A 23,409-nucleotide genomic window follows, 5' to 3' on the forward strand; every position below is an offset into this window, starting at 1 on the left:
CAAGGCCCCCATTTAGAAGTCAAGCGTTTAAGTATTACCGCAGTTAGCCACCACTGCTGCGGCAACAAAATCCAAAGTTTCGGGAGAGTGAACATGGGCAAAATTATCGGTATCGACCTGGGGACTACCAACTCCTGCGTCTCCGTGCTGGAAAACGGCGTAGCCAAAGTTATTGAAAACGCCGAAGGCGCGCGCACCACGCCGTCGATCATCGCTTACGCCAACGATGGTGAAATCCTCGTTGGTCAGTCGGCCAAGCGTCAGGCAGTGACCAACCCGCACAACACCCTGTATGCGGTGAAGCGTCTGATCGGTCGCAAGTTCGACGAAGAAGTCGTACAGAAAGACATCAAGATGGTCCCGTACAAAATCGCCAAGGCTGACAACGGCGACGCCTGGGTTGAAGTGAACGGCCAGAAAATGGCGCCGCCACAAATCTCGGCTGAAATCCTGAAGAAGATGAAGAAAACCGCCGAAGACTACCTCGGCGAGCCTGTGACTGAAGCGGTGATCACCGTTCCGGCCTACTTCAACGACAGCCAGCGTCAGGCGACCAAAGACGCCGGTCGCATCGCCGGTCTGGACGTTAAACGTATCATCAACGAACCAACCGCAGCGGCTCTGGCTTACGGTATGGACAAGGCCAAGGGCGATCACACCGTGATCGTTTACGACCTGGGTGGCGGTACTTTCGACGTGTCCGTGATCGAGATCGCTGAAGTTGACGGCGAGCACCAGTTCGAAGTGTTGGCCACCAACGGTGACACCTTCCTCGGCGGTGAAGACTTCGACATTCGTCTGATCGACTACCTCGTTGACGAATTCAAGAAAGAAAGCGGCATGAACCTCAAAGGTGACCCGCTGGCCATGCAGCGCCTGAAAGAAGCCGCTGAGAAAGCCAAGATCGAGCTGTCGTCCGCGCAGTCGACCGACGTCAACCTGCCGTACATCACTGCAGACGCCACCGGTCCTAAGCACCTGAACGTGAAGATTTCGCGTGCCAAGCTCGAAGCACTGGTTGAAGACCTGGTTCAGCGCACCATCGAACCTTGCCGTATCGCAATGAAAGACGCCGGTATCGACGTTGGCGCGATCAACGACGTGATTCTGGTCGGCGGTCAGACCCGTATGCCGCTCGTACAGAAGCTGGTGACTGATTTCTTCGGTAAAGAAGCACGTAAAGACGTGAACCCGGACGAAGCGGTTGCCATGGGTGCTGCGATTCAGGGCGCCGTTCTGGCCGGTGACGTGAAAGACGTTCTGCTGCTCGACGTCAGTCCGCTGACCCTGGGTATCGAAACCATGGGTGGCGTGATGACCGCGCTGATCGAGAAAAACACCACGATTCCTACCAAGAAATCGCAAGTGTTCTCGACTGCCGACGACAACCAGGGCGCCGTGACCATTCACGTCCTGCAAGGTGAGCGTAAGCAAGCTGCGCAGAACAAATCGCTGGGCAAATTCGACCTGGCCGACATTCCACCAGCTCCACGTGGCGTGCCGCAGATCGAAGTGACCTTCGACATCGACGCAAACGGCATCCTGCACGTTGGCGCGAAAGACAAGGCGACCGGCAAAGAGCAGAAGATCACCATCAAGGCCAACTCCGGTCTGTCGGATGAAGAAATTCAGAAGATGGTTCGCGACGCCGAGCTGAACGCTGAGGAAGACCGCAAGTTCGAAGAGCTGGCCGCTGCCCGTAACCAGGGTGATGCACTGGTTCACTCGACTCGTAAAATGGTCACCGAAGCGGGCGACAAGGTCAGCGCCGAAGAGAAGACCGCGATCGAAGCTGCCGTGGTTGCACTGGAAGCCGCTGTGAAAGGCGACGACAAGGCTGCCATCGAAGCGAAGATCGAAGAGCTGTCGAAAGTCTCGGCTCCGGTTGCCCAGAAGATGTACGCCGAACAGGCTCAGCCTGCTGAAGGCGCGGCGCCGCACGACGAGAAAGCTGAAAAGGCTGACGATGTTGTCGATGCCGAGTTCGAAGAAGTCAAAGACCACAAGTAAGTTGTTGGTCGGCCGGTTGACTGCCTTGCGGCGGTGACTGGTAGGATGTCGCCGCGCGGGAGCTTGCTCCCGCGTTGGCGTATCTGGAATACATGAATTTTTACAGCATGCGACAAGCCTTGCGTGCTGTTGGTATGGCCGGGAATGCTCCTGCTTTTCGCGCCGCAAGTACCACAAGAAACAAAGACCAGGATCGTTGAATTGACGTGAGTTGGGTCCGGGCCTGTATTGGGGCTCAACGAGTTTGGCCATCCTCAGGAGGGGTTTGCCGAACGTCCTCAAGAGTGCAAAGACTTATGGCAAAGCGTGACTATTACGAAGTGTTGGGTGTAGAGCGTGGTTCAAGCGATGCAGACCTGAAAAAGGCCTATCGTCGCCTGGCGATGAAGCACCACCCGGACCGTAATCCTGATGACAAAGCGTCGGAAGAACTGTTCAAAGAGGCCAACGAGGCCTACGAAGTATTGTCCGATTCGAGCAAGCGCGCGGCCTACGACCAGTACGGTCATGCTGGCGTCGACCCAAGCATGGGTGGCGGTGGTGCCGGTTTCGGCGGGCAGAATTTCTCTGACATCTTTGGTGATGTCTTCAGTGACTTCTTCGGTGGCGGTCGCGGCGGTTCCCGTGGCGGCGCCCAGCGCGGCAGCGATTTGCGCTACACCCTGGAGCTGAATCTGGAAGAAGCGGTGCGCGGCACTACCGTGAATATCCGCGTTCCGACACTGGTCAATTGCAAGCCATGTGATGGTTCTGGCGCGAAGAAAGGCTCGTCGCCATCGACCTGCCCGACCTGCGGCGGCATCGGTCAGGTGCGCATGCAGCAGGGCTTCTTCTCGGTGCAGCAGACCTGCCCGCGCTGCCATGGTCAGGGCAAGATCATTTCCGATCCGTGCGATTCCTGCCACGGCGACGGTCGCGTCGAAGAGTACAAGACCCTGTCGGTGAAGGTGCCGGCTGGCGTTGATACTGGCGACCGCATTCGTCTGTCTGGCGAAGGCGAGGCGGGTACCCAGGGCGGCCCGACCGGCGACCTGTACGTGGTGATCAACGTGCGCGAGCACGACATCTTCCAGCGCGATGGCAAACATCTGTTCTGCGAAGTGCCGATCAGCTTTGTTGATGCGGCGCTCGGCGGCGAACTGGAAATCCCGACTCTCGACGGTCGCGTCAAATTGAAAATCCCCGAAGGCACCCAGACCGGCAAGCAGTTCCGTGTACGCGGCAAAGGCGTGGCGCCGGTGCGTGGCGGTGGTGCGGGCGATCTGATGTGCCGCGTAGCGGTCGAGACCCCGGTCAATCTGAATCGTCGTCAGCGCGAATTGCTCGAGGAATTCCGCAGCTCGCTGGCGGACGATAACAGCCACTCGCCGAAAACCACTGGTTGGTTCGATGGTGTGAAGCGATTCTTCGGCGATCTGTAAGGAGTCGGCATGCGACGTATAGCTGTGATGGGCGCCGCCGGGCGCATGGGCAAGATTCTGGTCGAAGCCGTGCAACAGCGCGCGCCATTGACCGGCCTGACCGCGGCGATCGTTCGTCCCGGCAGTACGCTGATCGGGGTGGACGCCGGTGAGCTGGCTTCGCTGGGTCGCATCGGTGTGCCGTTGTCCGGCAATCTCGAATCGGTGGCTGAAGAGTTCGATGTGCTGATCGATTTCACCCTGCCGGAAGTCATGCTGAAAAACCTCGCGTTCTGTCGCAAGGCTGGCAAGGCCATGGTCATCGGCACCACCGGGCTCGACGCTGCGCAAAAGCAGCTGCTGGCCGAGGCGGGCAAGGATATTCCGATCGTGTTTGCGGCCAACTTCAGCGTCGGGGTCAACCTGTCGCTGAAGCTGCTCGAAATGACTGCCCGGGTGCTGGGCGACGAGGCCGACATCGAAATCATCGAAGCGCATCACCGGCACAAGATTGACGCGCCTTCGGGCACGGCGCTGCGCATGGGTGAAGTGATCGCCGATGCGCTGGATCGTGATCTGCAGAAAGTCGCGGTCTATGGTCGTGAAGGTCACACCGGTGCGCGCGAGCGGGAAACCATTGGTTTCGCCACCGTTCGCGGTGGTGATGTGGTCGGCGATCACACCGTGCTGTTTGCCTGCGAAGGCGAGCGCCTGGAGATTACGCACAAGGCTTCCAGTCGCATGACCTTCGCCAAGGGCGCGGTGCGTGCGGCGTTGTGGCTCGATGGCCGCGAGCCGGGTCTGTATGACATGCAGGACGTGCTCGACCTGCATTGATAGACGGATTTACCCAGCGCAAACGCCCGGTTTGCGCTGGTTTTTCTACATCGCGCGACGGCCTGTCGCATTCTCCGGCCTTTTAGGCTCTTTAGCGGTGGACCAAAAAAGCCTTTTTCTGTAAGCTACAGCTTTAGTGTGTCCACTAAAAGCGCGCAGAATAATTCAGTGAAGAAGCGGGGTGACGTGTCCATACGTCACTCCGCTTTTTTACAACCTGCGATTGCCCTTTCATGCGTTATTTACGGGAGGTCTTCTTGACTAAGCCAGCCATACTCGCCCTTGCTGATGGCAGCATTTTTCGCGGCGAAGCCATTGGAGCCGACGGTCAAACCGTTGGTGAGGTGGTGTTCAACACCGCAATGACCGGCTATCAGGAAATCCTTACCGATCCTTCCTACGCCCAACAGATCGTTACCCTGACTTACCCGCACATCGGCAACACTGGCACCACGCCGGAAGATGCCGAGTCCGACCGCGTATGGTCCGCTGGTCTGGTCATCCGTGACCTGCCACTGGTAGCGAGCAACTGGCGTAACACGATGTCCCTGTCCGACTACCTGAAAGCCAACAACGTTGTGGCAATCGCCGGTATCGACACCCGCCGCCTAACCCGCATCCTGCGTGAAAAAGGCGCACAGAACGGCTGCATCATGGCCGGCGACAACATCTCCGAAGAAGCTGCAATTGCCGCCGCGCAGGGTTTCCCGGGCCTGAAGGGCATGGATCTGGCGAAAGTCGTCAGCACCAAGGAAAAGTACGAATGGCGCTCCACTGTCTGGGATCTGAAGACCGACAGCCACGCGACCATCGAGGCGTCCGAGCTGCCATACCACGTGGTTGCCTACGACTACGGCGTCAAACTGAACATCCTGCGCATGCTGGTCGAGCGCGGCTGCTGCGTGACCGTGGTGCCGGCGCAAACCCCGGCAGCCGACGTGCTGGCGCTCAAGCCGGACGGTGTGTTCCTGTCCAACGGCCCTGGTGATCCGGAGCCTTGCGACTACGCGATCAAGGCGATCAAGGAAGTGCTGGAAACCGAGATTCCGGTCTTCGGTATCTGCCTTGGTCACCAGCTGCTGGCTCTGGCCTCCGGCGCCAAGACCCTGAAAATGGGTCACGGCCACCACGGTGCCAACCACCCGGTACAGGATCTGGACACTGGCGTCGTGATGATCACCAGCCAGAACCACGGTTTCGCGGTTGACGAAGCGACCCTGCCAGCCAACGTGCGTGCGATCCATAAATCGTTGTTCGACGGCACCCTGCAAGGCATCGAGCGCACTGACAAGAGCGCGTTCAGCTTCCAGGGCCACCCTGAAGCGAGCCCGGGCCCGAACGATGTGGCGCCCCTGTTCGACCGCTTCATCAACGAGATGGCCAAGCGACGCTAAGCGTTCGCCTTGAGACTGTAGCGAGAAGCCCTCGAGGGCGGCCCCGACACCGGTGGCGCCCCTCAGGGCTTCAGAAATCGATCAAGACGGCTTGCCGACTGACCTGCGGATTTGAGTGACAAACCCATGCCAAAACGTACAGACATTAAAAGCATCCTGATTCTCGGCGCTGGCCCGATCGTTATCGGCCAGGCCTGTGAATTCGACTACTCCGGCGCCCAGGCCTGCAAAGCCCTGCGCGAAGAGGGTTACCGCGTCATCCTGGTGAACTCCAACCCGGCCACCATCATGACCGACCCGGACATGGCCGACGCCACGTACATCGAGCCGATCAAGTGGCAGACCGTGGCCAAGATCATCGAAAAAGAGCGCCCGGACGCGGTGCTGCCAACCATGGGCGGCCAGACTGCACTGAACTGCGCCCTGGATCTGGAGCGCGAAGGCGTTCTGGAAAAGTTCGGCGTGGAAATGATCGGTGCCAACGCCGACACCATCGACAAGGCTGAAGACCGTTCGCGTTTCGACAAGGCCATGAAATCCATCGGTCTGGAATGCCCGCGTTCCGGTATCGCCCACAGCATGGAAGAAGCCAACGCCGTCCTCGAGCGTCTGGGCTTCCCGTGCATCATCCGTCCGTCCTTCACCATGGGTGGCACCGGTGGCGGTATCGCCTACAACCGTGAAGAGTTCGAAGAAATCTGCGCCCGCGGTCTGGACCTGTCGCCGACCAAAGAGCTGCTGATCGACGAATCGCTGATCGGCTGGAAAGAATATGAAATGGAAGTTGTCCGCGACAAAAAGGACAACTGCATCATCGTCTGCTCGATCGAGAACTTCGACCCGATGGGCGTGCACACCGGTGACTCCATCACCGTTGCTCCGGCACAGACCCTGACCGACAAGGAATATCAGATCCTGCGTAACGCCTCGCTGGCGGTACTGCGCGAGATCGGCGTCGAGACCGGCGGCTCCAACGTGCAATTCGGTATCTGCCCGGACACTGGCCGCATGGTCGTGATCGAGATGAACCCGCGCGTATCGCGTTCCTCGGCATTGGCTTCGAAAGCCACCGGTTTCCCGATTGCCAAAGTCGCGGCCAAACTGGCTGTGGGCTACACCCTCGACGAACTGTCGAACGACATCACTGGCGGCAAGACCCCGGCGTCCTTCGAGCCGTCGATCGACTACGTCGTGACCAAGCTGCCACGTTTCGCCTTCGAGAAATTCGCCAAGGCTGACGCACGCCTGACCACGCAAATGAAGTCGGTGGGTGAAGTCATGGCCATCGGCCGTACTTTCCAGGAATCCCTGCAGAAAGCCCTGCGCGGTCTGGAAGTCGGTGTTTGCGGTCTGGACGAGAAGCTCGACCTGAGCAATCCGGAAAGCATGAGCATCCTCAAGCGCGAGCTGACCGTGCCGGGCGCCGAGCGTATCTGGTACGTGGCGGACGCGTTCCGTGCTGGTCTGACCGTCGAAGACATTTTCGGCATGAACATGATCGACCCGTGGTTCCTGGTGCAGATCGAAGATCTGATCAAGGAAGAAGAGAAGGTCAAGACTCTCGGTCTGTCCGCTATCGACCGCGACCTGATGTTCAAGCTCAAGCGCAAAGGCTTCTCTGATCAGCGTCTGGCCAAGCTGCTGGGTGTGACCGAGAAGAATCTGCGTACTCACCGTCAAAAACTGGAAGTGTTCCCGGTCTACAAGCGCGTTGACACCTGTGCTGCCGAGTTCGCCACCGACACCGCGTACCTCTACTCGACGTACGAGGAAGAGTGCGAAGCGGCGCCGTCCGGTCGCGACAAGATCATGATTCTGGGTGGCGGTCCGAACCGTATCGGCCAGGGCATCGAGTTCGACTACTGCTGCGTACACGCCGCTCTTGCACTGCGCGAAGACGGCTATGAAACCATCATGGTCAACTGCAACCCGGAAACCGTTTCCACCGACTACGACACGTCCGACCGTCTGTACTTCGAGCCAGTAACCCTGGAAGACGTGCTGGAAATCTGCCGCGTCGAGAAGCCCAAAGGCGTGATCGTCCAGTACGGCGGCCAGACGCCGCTGAAACTGGCGCGTGCCCTGGAAGCTGCTGGCGTGCCGATCATCGGTACCAGCCCTGATGCCATCGACCGTGCCGAAGACCGTGAGCGCTTCCAGCAAATGGTTGAGCGTCTTAACCTGCGTCAGCCGCCAAACGCCACCGTACGCAGCGAAGACGAAGCCGTTCGCGCTGCCGCGAAAATCGGTTATCCGCTGGTGGTGCGTCCGTCCTACGTACTGGGCGGCCGCGCGATGGAAATCGTTTACAAGGAAGACGAACTCAAGCGCTACCTGCGTGATGCGGTGCAAGTCTCCAACGACAGCCCGGTGCTGCTCGACCACTTCCTCAACTGCGCCATCGAGATGGACGTGGATGCGGTCTGCGACGGCAAAGACGTGGTGATCGGCGCGATCATGCAGCACATCGAACAGGCGGGCGTTCACTCCGGTGACTCCGCGTGCTCGCTGCCGCCGTACTCGCTGCCGGCACACATCCAGGACGAGATGCGCGAACAGGTCAAGAAAATGGCCCTGGAACTGGGCGTTGTCGGCCTGATGAACGTGCAACTGGCGCTGCAGGGCGAAGACATCTACGTCATCGAAGTCAACCCGCGCGCTTCGCGGACCGTACCGTTCGTGTCCAAGTGCATCGGTGTCTCCCTGGCAATGATCGCGGCTCGCGTCATGGCCGGTAAGACTCTGAAAGAAGTCGGCTTCACCAAGGAAATCATCCCGAACTTCTACAGCGTGAAAGAGGCGGTGTTCCCGTTCGCCAAATTCCCTGGTGTTGACCCGATCCTCGGCCCAGAGATGAAGTCCACCGGTGAAGTGATGGGCGTCGGCGACACCTTCGGTGAAGCATTCGCCAAGGCCCAGATGGGCGCCAGCGAAGTGCTGCCGACCGGCGGTACCGCGTTCATCAGCGTGCGTGACGATGACAAGCCGCTGGTTGCAGGCGTGGCCCGTGATCTGATCAACTTGGGCTTCGAAGTGGTCGCCACTGCCGGTACTGCCAAGCTGATCGAAGCCGCAGGCCTGAAAGTGCGCCGCGTGAACAAGGTGACCGAGGGTCGTCCGCACGTGGTCGACATGATCAAGAATGACGAAGTCACCCTGATCATCAACACCACCGAAGGTCGTCAGTCGATCGCTGATTCCTACTCCATTCGTCGCAATGCTCTGCAGCACAAGATCTACTGCACCACCACCATTGCTGCGGGCGAGGCTATCTGTGAAGCGCTGAAGTTCGGTCCCGAGAAGACCGTACGCCGCTTGCAGGATCTACACGCAGGATTGAAGGCATGATCAAGTACCCAATGACCGTCCAGGGTGCAAAAGCCCTGGAAGAAGAACACGCTCACCTGACCAAGGTCGTTCGTCCGAAGCTCAGCCAGGACATCGGTACGGCTCGCGAGCTGGGTGACCTGAAGGAAAACGCCGAATACCATGCCGCCCGCGAACAGCAGGGCATGGTCGAGGCGCGGATCCGCGATATCGAAGGCCGGATCCAGAATCAGGTCATCATTGATGTCACGACCATTCCGCACACCGGCAAAGTGATCTTCGGTACCACCGTCGAAATCGCCAACGTCGAGACGGATGAAAGCGTCGCTTACCACATCGTGGGTGAGGATGAGGCTGACTTCAAACTCGGCAAGATTTCGGTCGGCTCGCCCTTGGCCCGTGCCTTGATCGGCAAGGAAGAGGGTGACGTGGTTGCCGTGAAAACGCCGAGTGGTGTTATCGAGTACGAGATTGTCGAAGTCCGTCACATCTGAAGGCAGGCGCCCGCTACGTGCGGGCGCCATGCTTTGGCAGCTGACCCAGATGTTGTGGGTCGGCGGCTTCTGGTTGATTCACCTCGGTTTGCGACCGGTGCTGGGCAAGATTGGTCTGGCACCGTTGCTGATCGATGAAGTTGCCGATGCATTCGAAGTACCGGTGGCGGGTTTTGCCGCGGCATGCGTGATTTTTCAGGCTTTGGTGCTGGTACAGGCCGAGGGCCTTGCCAGTCTGTGGCGGGACTTTCGCGGGCAGGTGCTGCTGATGGCACTTTATGCGTGTGCGATGTTTGTCGCCGTGCATGTCGGCTGGCCGCAAGCGCAGCGCTGGCAGGCATTCAGTTTTCTGCTGTTGGGCTTCTCCGGGCTGGTGCTGGTGTTGCAGCCGCTGCCGGGATGGAGTGGCAGGGTGCGCGAAGCACACCCTTGACCCTTGTCATCACTTGAAGCGATGAACGTTCGACAGCTGCTTGTTGACGCTGAAGTTCTTGCGATAAACCAGCGCCATCTTGCCGATGACCTGTACCAGATCAGCCTTGCCGACCTTGCACAGCTCTGCAATGTGCGCCAGGCGCGACTCGCGGTCGAGGATGTTGAGCTTGATCTTGATCAACTCGTGATCCGCCAAGGCGCGTTCAAGTTCGGCTAATACACCCTCAGTCAGACCGTTGTCCGCCACCGTCAAAACCGGTTTCAGGTGGTGACCAATGGATTTGTACTGTTTCTTCTGCTCTGGAGTGAGCGGCATAATCTGACCCTTTCGTCTGGATTCTGTAAAATGGCGGCCATTTTACCCGAGGGTTCGTGGATCCGCCCAATTAATCACGACCCTTATTATCGAGGTGCCCAATGGCGCGTTCCAAGACAAGCCTTGGTTGGCTGAAACGACATGTCAACGATCCTTATGTGAAGCAGGCGCAGAAGGATGGCTACCGCTCGCGTGCGAGTTACAAGCTTCTGGAGATCCAGGAGAAATACAAGCTGATCCGCTCCGGCATGAGCGTTGTCGACCTGGGCGCGGCGCCTGGCGGCTGGTCACAGGTCACCAGCCGGCTGATTGGTGGTCAGGGGCGACTGATCGCTTCGGACATCCTGGAAATGGACAGCATTCCGGACGTGACCTTCATTCAAGGTGACTTCACCGAGGACGAAGTGCTCGCGCGAATCCTTGAAGCCGTGGGTAATTCACAGGTGGACCTTGTGATTTCCGATATGGCCCCCAATATGAGTGGTACGCCTGAAGTGGACATGCCCAAAGCCATGTTCCTTTGCGAGCTGGCGCTTGATCTGGCAGAGCGGATACTCAAGCCGGGTGGTAATTTCGTGATCAAGATTTTTCAGGGCGAAGGTTTTGATGTCTACCTGAAGGATGCTCGGAAAAAGTTCGACAAGATCCAGATGATCAAGCCGGACTCTTCCCGTGGCAGCTCCCGCGAGCAATACATGCTGGCTTGGGGCTACCGCGGAGGTAATGAGTAAAACGAGGTTTTTTGGCAGGGTGATAGGTTTTTCGTATTTTGCCCCGCGTGCATAAGCGAATATTGTGTAGAAAGTGTTTCACAAAGGGTTACAGACGGCGCCTGCAAGAGTTGTAGGTAATGTAGTAAGTTAGGCCGGTGAATATCATGCGAAGCGCGCGCCAGTAGCGGAGCTTGCTTCAGAGGGTAGTTAATTGAACGATATGGCAAAGAATCTGATCCTGTGGTTGATCATCGCGGCAGTCCTCGTGACGGTGATGAACAACTTCTCCAGCCCTAACGAGCCGCAGACCCTCAACTATTCCGACTTCATCCAGCAGGTCAAGGATGGCAAGGTCGAGCGCGTAGCCGTTGACGGCTATGTGATTACCGGCAAGCGCAACGATGGCGACAGCTTCAAGACCATTCGTCCGGCGATCCAGGACAATGGCCTGATCGGCGATCTGGTCGACAATCACGTTGTGGTTGAAGGCAAGCAGCCTGAGCAGCAAAGCATCTGGACCCAACTTCTGGTGGCCAGCTTCCCGATCCTGGTGATCATCGCGGTGTTCATGTTCTTCATGCGCCAGATGCAGGGTGGTGCCGGCGGCAAGGGTGGACCGATGAGCTTTGGCAAGAGCAAGGCACGCCTGCTCTCCGAAGATCAGGTGAAGACCACGCTGGCTGACGTTGCTGGTTGCGACGAAGCCAAGGAAGAAGTTGGTGAGCTGGTTGAGTTCCTGCGTGATCCGGGCAAGTTCCAGCGCCTCGGCGGTCGTATTCCTCGCGGCGTATTGATGGTCGGCCCTCCGGGTACCGGTAAAACCTTGCTGGCCAAGGCGATTGCCGGCGAAGCGAAAGTGCCGTTCTTCACCATCTCCGGTTCCGACTTCGTTGAAATGTTTGTGGGTGTTGGTGCAAGCCGCGTTCGCGACATGTTCGAGCAGGCCAAGAAGCACGCGCCTTGCATCATCTTCATCGACGAGATCGACGCCGTCGGTCGCCACCGTGGCGCCGGCATGGGCGGCGGTCACGACGAGCGTGAGCAGACTCTCAACCAGTTGCTGGTAGAGATGGACGGCTTCGAAATGAATGACGGCATCATCGTGATTGCAGCGACCAACCGTCCCGACGTGCTCGACCCTGCGCTGCTGCGTCCGGGCCGTTTCGACCGTCAGGTCGTTGTAGGTTTGCCGGACATCCGTGGTCGCGAGCAGATCCTCAAGGTTCACATGCGTAAAGTGCCAATGGGTGATGATGTGGCTCCGGCCGTTATCGCGCGCGGTACCCCGGGCTTCTCCGGCGCGGATCTGGCCAACCTGGTCAACGAAGCGTCGCTGTTCGCTGCACGCAGCGGCAAGCGCATCGTCGAAATGAAAGAGTTCGAACTGGCCAAAGACAAGATCATGATGGGCGCCGAACGCAAATCCATGGTCATGTCCGAGAAAGAGAAACAGAACACCGCTTATCACGAAGCGGGTCATGCGATCGTTGGGCGCGTTGTGCCTGAGCATGATCCTGTCTACAAGGTTTCGATCATTCCACGTGGTCGTGCGCTGGGTGTGACCATGTTCCTGCCGGAAGAGGATCGCTACAGCCTGTCCAAGCGTGCGCTGATCAGCCAGATCTGCTCGCTGTACGGTGGGCGTATCGCCGAAGAAATGACTCTTGGTTTCGACGGTGTGACCACCGGCGCGTCCAATGACATCATGCGTGCCAGTCAGATTGCGCGGAACATGGTGACCAAGTGGGGGCTGTCGGAAAAACTCGGTCCGCTGATGTACGCCGAAGAAGAGGGAGAGGTGTTCCTCGGTCGCGGTGGTGGCGGTCAGAATGCCAGCTTCTCCGGTGAGACAGCCAAACTTATCGACTCTGAAGTGCGCAGCATCATTGATCAGTGCTACGGCACGGCCAAGCAGATCCTCACGGACAACCGTGACAAACTGGATGCCATGGCTGATGCGCTGATGAAGTATGAAACTATTGATGCCGAGCAGATCGACGACATCATGGCGGGTCGTACGCCACGTGAACCGCGTGACTGGACAGGTGGCACGGGTACGCCTCCGCCTCCGGTGATTCAGGATGAGCGTCCGGAAACACCGATCGGCGGTCCGGCTGCTGACGTTTAAGGTTTGAAATGACTTCTGTACAGTCCCTGACCCGGTTGCCTTGCGGCAACCGGGTTCTTGATTTGGCCCAGACGCATGTCATGGGCATTCTCAATGTCACTCCCGATTCCTTCTCCGATGGCGGCCGGTACAATCAACTCGACGTGGCCTTGCGTCACGCCGAGGCCATGGTGGCTGCTGGTGCGACGCTGATCGATGTTGGCGGCGAATCGACCCGGCCTGGTGCTCGAGCGGTTTCGCCGTTGGAAGAGTTGGAGCGCGTAGCTCCGATCGTGGAGTTGATCAATCGCGAGCTGGATGTGGTCATCTCGGTCGATACTTCGACGCCAGCGGTGATGCGTGAAACGGCGCGCCTGGGCGCCGGGTTGATCAATGATGTGCGTTCGCTGCGCCGTGATGGCGCGCTGGATGCAGCAGCGGCGACCGGATTGCCGGTCTGTCTGATGCATATGCTCGGCGAGCCGGGTGACATGCAAGACAATCCGCACTATCAGGACGTCACTCGGGAGGTGGGAGAGTTTCTGGCAGAGCGCATGGCTCAATGTGCGGCGGTGGGCATTCCTGCAGAGCGGATCATTCTTGATCCCGGTTTCGGTTTCGCGAAAACCCTGCAGCACAATCTAAGCTTGTTCAAGCATATGGAAGCCCTGCATGCGCTGGGGCGTCCGCTATTGGTTGGTGTCTCGCGCAAAAGCATGATTGGCCAGGCGCTGAATCGCCCCGTGGGCGAGCGTCTGCATGGCGGTCTGGCCCTCGCGGCACTGGCGTCGGTGAAAGGTGCGCGTATCCTGCGCGTCCATGATGTGGCGGAAACGGTAGACGTGGTGCGCATGCTAGCGGCCGTGGAATCAGCCGAATAAGAATGATGGAGCACTTATGAGCAAGAAATACTTTGGTACTGACGGTATTCGTGGCCGTGTCGGTGAATATCCGATCACTCCGGACTTCATGCTCAAGCTCGGCTGGGCGGCCGGTATGGCCTTTCGCAAGATGGGCGCGTGCAAGGTGCTGGTTGGCAAGGACACGCGAATCTCCGGCTACATGTTCGAATCGGCGCTTGAGGCAGGTCTGACATCGGCGGGCGCCGATGTGATGCTGCTCGGTCCGATGCCGACGCCCGCCATTGCCTATCTGTCGCGCACGTTTCAAGCCGAAGCCGGGATCGTGATCAGTGCTTCACATAACCCGCATGACGATAACGGTATCAAGTTCTTTTCGGGTAAAGGCACCAAACTGCCTGACGAGCTGGAGCTGATGATCGAAGAATTGCTCGATACCCCGATGACCGTGGTTGAGTCGAGCAAAATTGGCAAGGTGTCGCGTATCAACGACGCCTCGGGTCGCTACATCGAATTCTGTAAAAGCAGTGTGCCTACCGGTACCAGCTTTTCCGGTTTGAAAATTGTGATCGACTGCGCACACGGAGCGACCTACAAAGTTGCTCCTAGTGTCTTTCGTGAGTTGGGCGCTGAAGTGGTCGTGCTGTCGGCTCAGCCCAATGGTCTGAACATCAATGACAATTGCGGTTCGACCCATATGGGGCCGCTGCAGGCCGCTGTTCTCGCCGAGCACGCTGATCTGGGGATCGCCTTTGATGGTGACGGTGACCGGGTGTTGATGGTCGATCACACGGGCGCCATTGTCGATGGCGACGAGCTGCTGTTCATCATTGCGCGTGATCTGCACGAGCGTGGCAAGTTGCAGGGTGGCGTAGTCGGTACCCTGATGAGCAATCTGGGGCTTGAACTCGCACTGGCAGATCTTTCGATACCGTTCATTCGAGCCAATGTCGGTGACCGTTACGTGATCGCCGAGTTGCTGGAACGTAACTGGCTGGTTGGTGGTGAGAACTCGGGACATGTCGTTTGTTTCAATCACACCACTACAGGTGATGCAATCATTGCTGCGCTGCAGGTGCTGATGGCACTGAAAACCCGCAATGAAGGTCTTGCGCAAACGCGTCAGGCTTTGCGCAAGTGCCCTCAGGTACTGATCAATGTGCGCTTCGGTGGTGGCGAAAGTCCGCTTGAGCACCCGGCTGTCAAGGAAGCCAGTGCGCGTGTAACCGAGGCAATGGCGGGTCGTGGTCGCGTGCTTCTGCGCAAGTCCGGCACAGAGCCATTGGTGCGTGTGATGGTCGAAGGCGAGGATGAAACTCAGGTTCGCAGCTACGCCGAAGAGCTGGCAAAACTGGTAACTGAAGTTTCTGCCTGATTCGGCTTGCCAGCCATGATTGTGTTGGGTAACATCTGCGCCCACTTTGACCGACGAGGTACAGCATGCGTCGCCCTATGGTAGCTGGTAACTGGAAGATGCACGGTACCCGCGCCAGCGTCGCTGAGCTGATCAACGGCCTTCGTCATCTGGCCTTGCCAAGCGGTGTTGATGTCGCGGTATTCCCGCCTTGCTTGCATATCAATCAAGTGATTGATGGCTTGAAAGGTAAATCGATTTCGGTCGGTGCGCAGAATTCTGCGGTGGAATCCATGCAAGGTGCGTTGACTGGCGAGATTGCTCCTAGTCAGTTGGTGGATGCAGGTTGTTCCCTGGTGCTTGTCGGGCACTCCGAGCGCCGCCAGATAATGGGCGAGCGAGACGGGATGCTGAATCGCAAGTTCGCAGCGGCACAGGCATGTGGCTTGATTCCGGTGTTGTGTGTAGGGGAGACCCTCGAACAGCGCGAAGCCGGAAAAACTCTTGAGGTTGTCGGGCGTCAGTTGGGCAGCATCATCGAGGAGCTGGGTGTTGGTGCCTTTGCCAAGGCAGTCATTGCTTACGAGCCTGTCTGGGCCATTGGTACCGGGCTGACTGCAACGCCGCAACAGGCTCAGGATGTGCATAAGGCCATTCGAGAGCAATTGGCGGCAGAGAATTCTGAAGTCGCGCGAGGTGTGCGGCTTCTATACGGCGGCAGCGTGAAGGCGGCCAATGCGGTCGAACTGTTCGGCATGCCGGATATCGATGGGGGGCTCATTGGTGGAGCTTCCCTGAATGCAGATGAGTTCGGTGCGATTTGTCGCGCCGCGGGAAACTGAAAAAATGCTGGAAACAGTCGTAGTCGTTTTTCATCTGCTGGGTGCATTGGGCGTAGTTGCTCTGGTTTTGCTGCAGCAGGGTAAAGGTGCGGACGCTGGCGCGTCTTTCGGAGCAGGTGCTTCAAATACTGTGTTCGGAAGCCAAGGTTCCTCTACCTTTCTTAGTAAGTTTACTGCTATACTTGCCGCCGGTTTCTTCATAACCAGCTTGGGGTTAGGTTACTTTGCTAAAGAGAAGGCTCATCAGCTGACTCAAGCAGGTTTACCAGATCCAGCAGTGTTGGAAGTACCTAAGCAACAACAACCGGCTTCTGATGATGTCCCGGTGCTTCAAGAGCAAAAGTCGGCTACTCCAGCGACTGACGTACCTCCAGCTCAAGAGCAGAAGTAAGAAGAGTTTCAAACGTAGTTTTGCCGAGGTGGTGGAATTGGTAGACACGCAACCTTGAGGTGGTTGTGCCCATAGGGTGTAGGGGTTCGAGTCCCCTTCTCGGTACCAATTAGTCAGGAGAGCCCGCTGTTGCGGGCTTTCTTGCAGGTGGAAGGTTACATTGACCCTATAAGGGATCGGTCGTATACTTCCGCCCCAGCTTTGTCGCGGGATGGAGCAGTCTGGTAGCTCGTCGGGCTCATAACCCGAAGGTCGTCGGTTCAAATCCGGCTCCCGCAACCAGTTTAAGGAGCCCCTTTTCAGGGGCTTTTTGTTAGCTGGACACTTTCTACGCCGATGTTCGACGGCGTTTCAAGGATGGGCGTTTCGCCCATTTTTTTATTTTGCAGCGCATGCATTTACATGCACGAGGGGGTTCAGGTGTCGAGCAAGCTAGAAGAGTTGCAGGCCTTGTTGGCCCCGGTGGTCGTGGCCCTAGGCTATGAATGCTGGGGTATCGAGTTTTCGGCTCAAGGTCGTCACTCGATGTTGCGCGTTTATATCGATAAAGAGGGTGGCGTGCTGGTGGACGATTGCGCCATTGTCAGCCGTCAGATCAGCGGTGTCCTGGATGTTGAAGATCCGATCTCCGTTGAATACACCCTCGAAGTTTCCTCGCCTGGCATGGAACGCCCACTGTTCACTCTTGAGCAGTTTGCAAAATTTGCCGGTGAACAAGTGAAGATCAAGCTGCGCTCGCCTTTTGAGGGTCGACGCAACTTTCAGGGCCTTCTGCGCGGTGTAGAAGAACAGGACGTCGTGGTGCAGGTAGAAGACCATGAGTTCCTGTTGCCGATCGATATGATCGACAAGGCCAACATTATTCCCAGTTTTGACTGAGACGCGGATCCCGCGGATCCAATGGCTTGCGAAAGGCGAGGCGTACGATGAGCAAAGAAGTACTGCTGGTTGTTGAGTCGGTATCCAATGAAAAGGGTGTACCGGCAAGCGTGATTTTTGAAGCGCTGGAGCTGGCTCTGGCCACTGCTACCAAAAAGCGTTTTGAAGACGAAGTTGACCTGCGTGTGGAAATTAACCGCCACACCGGTTCCTACGAGACTTTCCGTCGCTGGACAGTCGTCGAAGAGAATGATCTCGACGATCCTGCGATCGAAACCTGGCCAAGCAAGGTTGCCGAAACGCATCCGGGCGCCAAGGTCGGCGACGTCGTCGAAGAAAAGATCGAATCCATCGAGTTCGGGCGCATTGCAGCACAGACCGCCAAACAGGTCATCGTGCAGAAAGTGCGTGAAGCCGAGCGCGCTCAAGTGGTCGACGCCTATCGCGAGCGCCTGGGAGAAATCATCTCCGGCACCGTGAAGAAAGTCACCCGCGACAACGTGATCGTCGATCTGGGCAACAACGCCGAAGCGTTGCTGGCCCGTGAAGACATCATTTCTCGCGAAACCTTCCGTGTCGGTGTGCGTCTGCGTGCACTGCTCAAGGAAATCCGCACCGAGAACCGCGGCCCGCAGTTGATCCTGTCGCGTACCGCGCCGGAAATGCTGATCGAGTTGTTCCGCATCGAAGTGCCGGAAATCGCCGAAGGCCTGATTGAAGTCATGGCGGCGTCCCGTGATCCGGGTTCGCGTGCCAAGATCGCTGTCCGTTCCAAGGACAAACGCATCGACCCGCAGGGCGCGTGCATCGGTATGCGCGGTTCGCGCGTCCAGGCCGTGTCGGGCGAGTTGGGTGGCGAGCGTGTCGATATCGTCCTGTGGGACGATAACCCGGCGCAGTTCGTGATCAATGCCATGTCGCCGGCAGAAGTGGCGGCCATTATCGTTGACGAGGATGCCCATGCAATGGACATCGCCGTTGGCGCAGACAACCTGGCTCAGGCCATCGGTCGAGGTGGTCAGAACGTGCGTCTGGCGAGCCAGTTGACTGGCTGGACCCTGAACGTGATGACCGAATCGGACATCCAGGCTAAGCAGCAAGCAGAAACCGGCGACATCCTGCGCAACTTCATCGACGAGCTGGAAGTCGACGAAGAGCTGGCTCAGGTGCTGGTAGATGAAGGCTTCACCAGCCTGGAAGAGATTGCCTACGTACCGTTGGAAGAAATGCTCAACATCGACGGCTTTGACGAAGACATCGTCAACGAGCTTCGCGCTCGTGCCAAGGATCGTTTGTTGACCAAAGCCATCGCTACTGAGGAAAAGCTGGCAGACGCCCATCCGGCCGAAGACCTGCTCTCGCTTGAGGGTATGGACAAGGATTTGGCGATGGAACTGGCGGTGCGCGGCGTAATTACCCGCGAAGACCTGGCCGAGCAGTCTATTGACGACCTGCTCGACATCGACGGCATTGACGATGATCGTGCCGGCAAGTTGATCATGGCCGCCCGAGCCCACTGGTTCGAGTAATTAGGCGCGGCCTGAGGAGAGAAGTGCATGACGCAAGTCACGGTGAAACAACTGGCCGATGAGGTCAAAACACCGGTAGAGCGCCTGTTGCAGCAGATGCGTGAGGCAGGTCTGCCGCACACCGCCGCCGAAGAACATGTGACTGACAGTGAGAAGCAATCCCTGCTGACTCACTTGAAAAGCAGCCACAAGGCGAAAGTGGAAGAACCACGCAAAATCACGCTGCAGCGTAAAACCACCAGCACCCTGCGTGTGGCTGGTAGCAAGAGCATCAGCGTAGAAGTTCGCAAGAAGAAGGTTTTCGTACAGCGTAGCCCGGAAGAAATCGAAGCCGAGCGCCAGCGTGAACTGGAAGAGCGTCGCGCAGTAGAAAATGCTGCCCGTCAGAAGGCTGAAGAAGAAGCCAAGCAGCGCGCTGAAGAAGAAGCGCGTCGCCAGCCTGCTGCTGCGCCGAGCGCTCCTGCCGAAGCTGTTGCAGCACCTGCGCCAGTCGCTGAACCTGTGCGCGAAGCCGCACCGGTTGTCGCTGCTGCGCCAGCTGCCGACACGCGCAAGCGTGACGAACAGCGCCGTCCGGACAAACCACGTGCCGACGATAACAGTCGTCGTGGCGGCGGCGATGGCGAGCGCAAAAACGCTCCGCATCGCGCATCGGTCAAAGAAAAAGCGCCGGCTCCACGAGTGGCGCCACGCACTACCGACGAAGAAAGCGATGGCTTCCGTCGTGGTGGTCGCGGCAAGGCCAAGCTGAAGAAGCGCAACGCTCACGGTTTCCAGAACCCTACCGGTCCTGTCGTGCGTGAAGTGAAGATCGGCGAGACCATCACTGTTGGCGATCTTGCCCAGCAGATGTCGGTCAAGGCTGCTGAAATCATCAAGTTCATGTTCAAACTGGGCACTCCAGCGACCATCAACCAGGTACTCGATCAGGAAACTGCTCAACTGGTAGCTGAAGAACTGGGCCACAAAGTGACCCTGGTCAGCGACACCGCCCTGGAAGATTCCCTGGCCGAGTCCCTGAAGTTTGAAGGCGAGGCAGTTTCCCGTGCGCCAGTCGTGACCGTAATGGGCCACGTTGACCACGGTAAGACTTCCCTGCTCGACTACATCCGTCGTGCCAAGGTAGCTGCAGGCGAAGCCGGCGGCATTACCCAGCACATCGGTGCATACCACGTTGAAACCGACCGTGGCATGGTGACGTTCCTCGACACCCCTGGTCACGCTGCGTTTACCGCAATGCGTGCCCGTGGTGCCAAGGCGACCGACATCGTGATCCTGGTCGTTGCGGCGGACGACGGCGTGATGCCGCAAACCATCGAGGCTGTTCAGCATGCTCAGGCGGCTGGCGTTCCCCTGGTGGTTGCGGTGAACAAGATCGACAAGCCAGGTGCCGACCTCGATCGCATCCGCAGCGAACTGTCGGTTCACGGCGTGACTTCCGAAGACTGGGGCGGCGACACGCCATTTGTACCGGTTTCGGCGAAAATGGGTACCGGCGTTGACGAACTGCTCGAAGCCGTTCTGCTGCAGGCCGAAGTGCTCGAACTGACCGCCACCCCATCGGCTCCTGGCCGTGGTGTTGTCGTCGAATCGCGTCTGGACAAGGGTCGTGGCCCGGTAGCCACTGTTCTGGTTCAGGACGGTACGCTGCGTCAAGGCGACATGGTGCTGGTCGGCTCGAACTATGGCCGCGTGCGCGCCATGCTCGACGAGAACGGCAAGCCAATCAAGGAAGCCGGTCCGGCCATTCCGGTCGAGATCCTGGGTCTTGACGGTACGCCGGACGCTGGCGACGAGATGAGCGTGGTTGCCGACGAGAAGAAAGCCCGTGAAGTGGCTCTGTTCCGTCAAGGCAAGTTCCGCGAAGTCAAACTGGCTCGCGCTCACGCCGGCAAGCTGGAAAACATCTTCGAAAACATGGGCCAGGAAGAGAAGAAGACGCTCAACATCGTCCTCAAATCCGACGTCCGTGGTTCGCTGGAAGCTTTGCAGGGCGCTCTGAACGGCCTGGGCAACGACGAAGTGCAAGTGCGCGTAGTCGGTGGCGGTGTCGGTGGTATCACCGAATCCGACGCCAACCTGGCACTGGCTTCCAACGCTGTACTGTTCGGCTTCAACGTGCGTGCCGATGCTGGCGCACGCAAGATCGTCGAGCAGGAAGGTCTGGACATGCGTTACTACAACGTGATCTACGACATCATCGAAGACGTCAAGAAAGCCCTGACCGGCATGCTCGGCAGCGATGTTCGCGAGAACATCCTGGGTGTGGCCGAAGTGCGTGACGTGTTCCGTTCGCCGAAGTTTGGCGCGATCGCCGGTTGCATGGTGATCGAAGGTGTTGTGCACCGTAACCGTCCGATCCGTGTACTGCGTGAAGACATCGTTATCTTCGAAGGCGAGCTGGAATCCCTGCGCCGCTTCAAGGATGACGCTTCCGAAGTACGTGCCGGCATGGAATGCGGTATCGGCGTGAAGAGCTACAACGACGTCAAAGTCGGTGACAAGATCGAAGTCTTCGAGAAGGTTCAGGTTGCTCGCAGCCTCTGACTCGCGCACTTCAAGGGCCACGCCGAGCCGCCGCATGCAGATGCGCGCCACGGCGTCAGGACTCTAAACGCAACGCCCGGTCTGGCTTTTGTCAGGCCGGGCGTTTGCCGCTTTCAGACCTTGCGGGTTTCACCGTAGGGCAGTAACAGGTAACAAAATCATGGCAAAAGAATACAGCCGTACCCAACGTATCGGCGATCAGATGCAGCGTGAGCTGGCCCAGCTGATCCGTCGTGAAGTCAAAGACCCGCGCGTCGGCCTGGTCACCATTACTGCTGTGGAAGTCAGCCGTGACGTCGGTCACGCGAAGATCTTCATCACCGTGATGGGGCAGGACAACGCCGAAGACATCGCGCAAAGCATCAAGGTGCTCAACGCTGCCGCAGGTTTCCTGCGCATGCAACTGGCTCGTGAAATGAAGCTGCGCAGCGTGCCGCAATTGCACTTCCACTACGACGAAAGCGTCGTGCGTGGCGCGCATCTGTCGGCCCTGATCGAGCGCGCCGTGGCTGAGGACAATCAGCACGTGGCTGCTGCACCTGAAGACACCAAGGAGTAATTCGGTGGCTCAGGTCAAACGTATCCGTCGTAACGTCAGCGGTATCATCCTGCTCGACAAGCCGCTGGGGTTCACCTCCAACGCCGCGTTGCAGAAGGTTCGCTGGTTGCTCAACGCCGAGAAGGCCGGTCACACCGGCAGCCTCGACCCGTTGGCCACCGGTGTATTGCCGCTGTGCTTTGGCGAAGCAACCAAGTTCTCGCAATACCTGCTCGATTCCGACAAGGGTTACGAAACCCTCGCGCAACTGGGCAAGACCACCACCACGGCGGACGCTGAGGGTGAGGTTTTGCAGGAGCGCCCGGTGACCGTTGGTCGCGCCGATGTCGAAGCGGTTCTGCCGAAATTTCGCGGGCAAATCAGTCAGATACCGCCGATGTACTCGGCACTCAAGCGTGATGGTCAGCCGCTGTACAAGCTGGCCCGTGCAGGCGAAGTAGTGGAGCGCGAACCGCGTTCTGTTACTATTGCGCGCTTGGAATTGCTGGCCTTCGAAGGCGATACTGCGCGTCTTGCGGTGGATTGCAGCAAGGGCACCTATATTCGCACTTTGGTGGAGGATATCGGTGAGCAACTCGGTTGTGGTGCGTACGTCGCAGAACTGCGTCGTACCCAGGCCGGGCCTTTCACCCTGGCGCAGACCGTGACCCTCGAAGAGCTGGAAGCGGTACATGCCGAAGGCGGCAACGAAGCGGTCGACCGTTTCCTGATGCCATCGGACAGCGGCCTGCAGGATTGGCCGCTGCTGCACTTCTCCGAAGCGAGTGCGTTCTACTGGCTCAACGGCCAGCCAGTACGTGCCCCGGATGCGCCGAAGTTCGGCATGGTACGGGTACAGGATCACAACGGTCGCTTCATCGGTATCGGTGAAGTGAGCGAAGACGGGCGCATCGCGCCGCGTCGACTGATTCGGTCAGAATGACCGGAAACCGGTCTGTGTAACAGCAGGCCGGCGAGTGTGGCTGTCAACAGGCACGGTCACTACTCATTTATAGATACAGGGATTTGTCCCTGGCCTGTTGAAACTGTTTTTGAAACAGTTTCCTGATAAAAGGATTGCCTCATGGCTCTCGACGTTCAAGAAAAAGCTCAAATCGTTGCCGACTACCAGCAAGCTGTTGGTGATACTGGTTCGCCAGAAGTGCAAGTTGCACTGCTGACCGCCAACATCAACAAACTGCAAGGTCACTTCAAGGCCAACGGTAAAGACCACCACTCCCGTCGTGGTCTGATCCGCATGGTAAACCAGCGTCGCAAGCTGCTGGACTACCTGAAAGGCAAGGATCTGAGCCGTTACAGCGCTCTGATCGGCCGCCTGGGTCTGCGTCGCTAATCAGCGATTGCGCTATGAGGTTGGTTGTCTGTCAGGCATCAGCGGTTTTCCGCTGGTGGCTGGCAGGCTCCCAGCCTCAAGT

General features: G+C 58.2%; 20 protein-coding genes and 2 tRNA genes. 21 read left to right on the forward strand and 1 reads right to left on the reverse strand.

Features of this window, described 5'->3' with window-relative positions:
• The first annotated feature begins 93 nt into the window (after positions 1-93).
• From dnaK to OC71_RS07880, 7 genes are all read left to right on the forward strand, one after another.
• Positions 94-2,010, forward strand: coding sequence for a molecular chaperone DnaK (dnaK, locus tag OC71_RS07850; protein ID WP_041066777.1), 1,917 nt, complete (start codon positions 94-96; stop codon positions 2,008-2,010).
• Between the two features lie 296 nt (positions 2,011-2,306).
• Entirely contained in the window at positions 2,307-3,431 is a 1,125-nt protein-coding gene (gene dnaJ / locus OC71_RS07855) for a molecular chaperone DnaJ (RefSeq protein ID WP_003221522.1), read from the forward strand.
• Between the two features lie 9 nt (positions 3,432-3,440).
• A complete protein-coding gene (gene dapB / locus OC71_RS07860) occupies positions 3,441-4,247 on the forward strand; it encodes a 4-hydroxy-tetrahydrodipicolinate reductase (RefSeq protein ID WP_041066780.1) in 807 nt (268 codons plus the stop codon).
• A 257-nt stretch (positions 4,248-4,504) separates the two neighbouring features.
• Positions 4,505-5,641 (forward strand): glutamine-hydrolyzing carbamoyl-phosphate synthase small subunit, encoded by a 1,137-nt coding sequence (carA, locus tag OC71_RS07865; RefSeq protein WP_041066782.1) that lies wholly within the window; start codon positions 4,505-4,507, stop codon positions 5,639-5,641.
• A 126-nt stretch (positions 5,642-5,767) separates the two neighbouring features.
• Positions 5,768-8,989: a carbamoyl-phosphate synthase large subunit gene (carB, locus tag OC71_RS07870; RefSeq protein WP_041066785.1), complete on the forward strand. Its 3,222-nt coding sequence runs from the start codon at positions 5,768-5,770 to the stop codon at positions 8,987-8,989.
• Positions 8,986-9,462 (forward strand): transcription elongation factor GreA, encoded by a 477-nt coding sequence (greA, locus tag OC71_RS07875; RefSeq protein ID WP_041066788.1) that lies wholly within the window; start codon positions 8,986-8,988, stop codon positions 9,460-9,462. The genes carB and greA overlap by 4 nt, the downstream gene beginning before the upstream one ends.
• Positions 9,463-9,490: 28 nt before the next feature.
• Positions 9,491-9,895 (forward strand): hypothetical protein, encoded by a 405-nt coding sequence (locus tag OC71_RS07880; protein ID WP_041066791.1) that lies wholly within the window; start codon positions 9,491-9,493, stop codon positions 9,893-9,895.
• Positions 9,896-9,904: 9 nt separating this feature from the next.
• Here the strand turns inward: OC71_RS07880 and OC71_RS07885 are convergent, their stop codons facing one another.
• Positions 9,905-10,213 carry a YhbY family RNA-binding protein gene (locus OC71_RS07885; protein ID WP_003221534.1) on the reverse strand — a complete coding sequence of 103 codons (309 nt, stop codon included), beginning with the start codon at positions 10,211-10,213 and terminating at the stop codon, positions 9,905-9,907.
• 101 nt (positions 10,214-10,314) lie between these two features.
• Here OC71_RS07885 and rlmE point away from each other — a divergent pair, with 101 nt between their 5' ends.
• The 14 genes from rlmE to rpsO all read left to right on the forward strand — a co-directional run bounded on the left by rlmE (position 10,315) and on the right by rpsO (position 23,327).
• On the forward strand, positions 10,315-10,944 hold the full coding sequence (gene rlmE / locus OC71_RS07890; protein WP_003221536.1) for a 23S rRNA (uridine(2552)-2'-O)-methyltransferase RlmE: 630 nt from the start codon (positions 10,315-10,317) through the stop codon (positions 10,942-10,944).
• A 202-nt stretch (positions 10,945-11,146) separates the two neighbouring features.
• Complete coding sequence (gene ftsH / locus OC71_RS07895) at positions 11,147-13,054, forward strand: ATP-dependent zinc metalloprotease FtsH (RefSeq protein WP_027610779.1); 1,908 nt, start codon at positions 11,147-11,149, stop codon at positions 13,052-13,054.
• Between the two features lie 8 nt (positions 13,055-13,062).
• Positions 13,063-13,914 carry a dihydropteroate synthase gene (gene folP, locus OC71_RS07900; protein WP_041066794.1) on the forward strand — a complete coding sequence of 284 codons (852 nt, stop codon included), beginning with the start codon at positions 13,063-13,065 and terminating at the stop codon, positions 13,912-13,914.
• A gap of 16 nt (positions 13,915-13,930) precedes the next feature.
• Positions 13,931-15,268, forward strand: coding sequence for a phosphoglucosamine mutase (gene glmM / locus OC71_RS07905; RefSeq protein ID WP_041066797.1), 1,338 nt, complete (start codon positions 13,931-13,933; stop codon positions 15,266-15,268).
• Between the two features lie 65 nt (positions 15,269-15,333).
• Positions 15,334-16,089 (forward strand): triose-phosphate isomerase, encoded by a 756-nt coding sequence (gene tpiA / locus OC71_RS07910; protein ID WP_008088336.1) that lies wholly within the window; start codon positions 15,334-15,336, stop codon positions 16,087-16,089.
• Positions 16,090-16,093: 4 nt separating this feature from the next.
• On the forward strand, positions 16,094-16,480 hold the full coding sequence (gene secG, locus OC71_RS07915) for a preprotein translocase subunit SecG (protein WP_027610782.1): 387 nt from the start codon (positions 16,094-16,096) through the stop codon (positions 16,478-16,480).
• A gap of 22 nt (positions 16,481-16,502) precedes the next feature.
• Positions 16,503-16,588, forward strand: a tRNA-Leu gene (locus tag OC71_RS07920).
• A 97-nt stretch (positions 16,589-16,685) separates the two neighbouring features.
• A tRNA-Met gene (locus OC71_RS07925) sits at positions 16,686-16,762 on the forward strand.
• Positions 16,763-16,900: 138 nt separating this feature from the next.
• The gene (gene rimP / locus OC71_RS07930) at positions 16,901-17,359 is read left to right on the forward strand and encodes a ribosome maturation factor RimP (protein ID WP_007973115.1); all 459 of its coding nucleotides are present in this window, start codon (positions 16,901-16,903) and stop codon (positions 17,357-17,359) included.
• 47 nt (positions 17,360-17,406) lie between these two features.
• Complete coding sequence (gene nusA, locus OC71_RS07935; protein WP_003221546.1) at positions 17,407-18,888, forward strand: transcription termination factor NusA; 1,482 nt, start codon at positions 17,407-17,409, stop codon at positions 18,886-18,888.
• Between the two features lie 27 nt (positions 18,889-18,915).
• Positions 18,916-21,435, forward strand: a complete 2,520-nt coding sequence (gene infB, locus OC71_RS07940) for a translation initiation factor IF-2 (RefSeq protein WP_041066807.1) — start codon at positions 18,916-18,918, stop codon at positions 21,433-21,435.
• Positions 21,436-21,595: 160 nt separating this feature from the next.
• Positions 21,596-21,994: a 30S ribosome-binding factor RbfA gene (gene rbfA / locus OC71_RS07945; protein ID WP_007961438.1), complete on the forward strand. Its 399-nt coding sequence runs from the start codon at positions 21,596-21,598 to the stop codon at positions 21,992-21,994.
• A gap of 4 nt (positions 21,995-21,998) precedes the next feature.
• A complete protein-coding gene (truB, locus tag OC71_RS07950; protein ID WP_024011571.1) occupies positions 21,999-22,916 on the forward strand; it encodes a tRNA pseudouridine(55) synthase TruB in 918 nt (305 codons plus the stop codon).
• 141 nt (positions 22,917-23,057) lie between these two features.
• Positions 23,058-23,327 carry a 30S ribosomal protein S15 gene (gene rpsO, locus OC71_RS07955; RefSeq protein WP_003221553.1) on the forward strand — a complete coding sequence of 90 codons (270 nt, stop codon included), beginning with the start codon at positions 23,058-23,060 and terminating at the stop codon, positions 23,325-23,327.
• The last annotated feature ends 82 nt before the right edge of the window (positions 23,328-23,409 follow it).

The sequence above is a fragment of the Pseudomonas sp. W15Feb9B genome (assembly GCF_000828175.1).
Taxonomy (GTDB): domain Bacteria; phylum Pseudomonadota; class Gammaproteobacteria; order Pseudomonadales; family Pseudomonadaceae; genus Aquipseudomonas; species Aquipseudomonas parakoreensis.

Excerpts from the sequence above, each read along its gene's own strand:
- dnaK (WP_041066777.1), top strand. The coding sequence starts at position 94 with ATGGGCAAAATTATCGGTATCGACCTGGGGACTACCAACTCCTGCGTC.
- dnaJ (WP_003221522.1), top strand. The coding sequence starts at position 2,307 with ATGGCAAAGCGTGACTATTACGAAGTGTTGGGTGTAGAGCGTGGTTCA.
- dapB (WP_041066780.1), top strand. The coding sequence starts at position 3,441 with ATGCGACGTATAGCTGTGATGGGCGCCGCCGGGCGCATGGGCAAGATT.
- carB (WP_041066785.1), top strand. The coding sequence starts at position 5,768 with ATGCCAAAACGTACAGACATTAAAAGCATCCTGATTCTCGGCGCTGGC.
- greA (WP_041066788.1), top strand. The coding sequence starts at position 8,986 with ATGATCAAGTACCCAATGACCGTCCAGGGTGCAAAAGCCCTGGAAGAA.
- OC71_RS07880 (WP_041066791.1), top strand. The coding sequence starts at position 9,491 with ATGCTTTGGCAGCTGACCCAGATGTTGTGGGTCGGCGGCTTCTGGTTG.
- OC71_RS07885 (WP_003221534.1), bottom strand. The coding sequence starts at position 10,213 with ATGCCGCTCACTCCAGAGCAGAAGAAACAGTACAAATCCATTGGTCAC.
- rlmE (WP_003221536.1), top strand. The coding sequence starts at position 10,315 with ATGGCGCGTTCCAAGACAAGCCTTGGTTGGCTGAAACGACATGTCAAC.
- ftsH (WP_027610779.1), top strand. The coding sequence starts at position 11,147 with ATGGCAAAGAATCTGATCCTGTGGTTGATCATCGCGGCAGTCCTCGTG.
- folP (WP_041066794.1), top strand. The coding sequence starts at position 13,063 with ATGACTTCTGTACAGTCCCTGACCCGGTTGCCTTGCGGCAACCGGGTT.
- glmM (WP_041066797.1), top strand. The coding sequence starts at position 13,931 with ATGAGCAAGAAATACTTTGGTACTGACGGTATTCGTGGCCGTGTCGGT.
- tpiA (WP_008088336.1), top strand. The coding sequence starts at position 15,334 with ATGCGTCGCCCTATGGTAGCTGGTAACTGGAAGATGCACGGTACCCGC.
- secG (WP_027610782.1), top strand. The coding sequence starts at position 16,094 with ATGCTGGAAACAGTCGTAGTCGTTTTTCATCTGCTGGGTGCATTGGGC.
- nusA (WP_003221546.1), top strand. The coding sequence starts at position 17,407 with ATGAGCAAAGAAGTACTGCTGGTTGTTGAGTCGGTATCCAATGAAAAG.
- infB (WP_041066807.1), top strand. The coding sequence starts at position 18,916 with ATGACGCAAGTCACGGTGAAACAACTGGCCGATGAGGTCAAAACACCG.
- rbfA (WP_007961438.1), top strand. The coding sequence starts at position 21,596 with ATGGCAAAAGAATACAGCCGTACCCAACGTATCGGCGATCAGATGCAG.
- rpsO (WP_003221553.1), top strand. The coding sequence starts at position 23,058 with ATGGCTCTCGACGTTCAAGAAAAAGCTCAAATCGTTGCCGACTACCAG.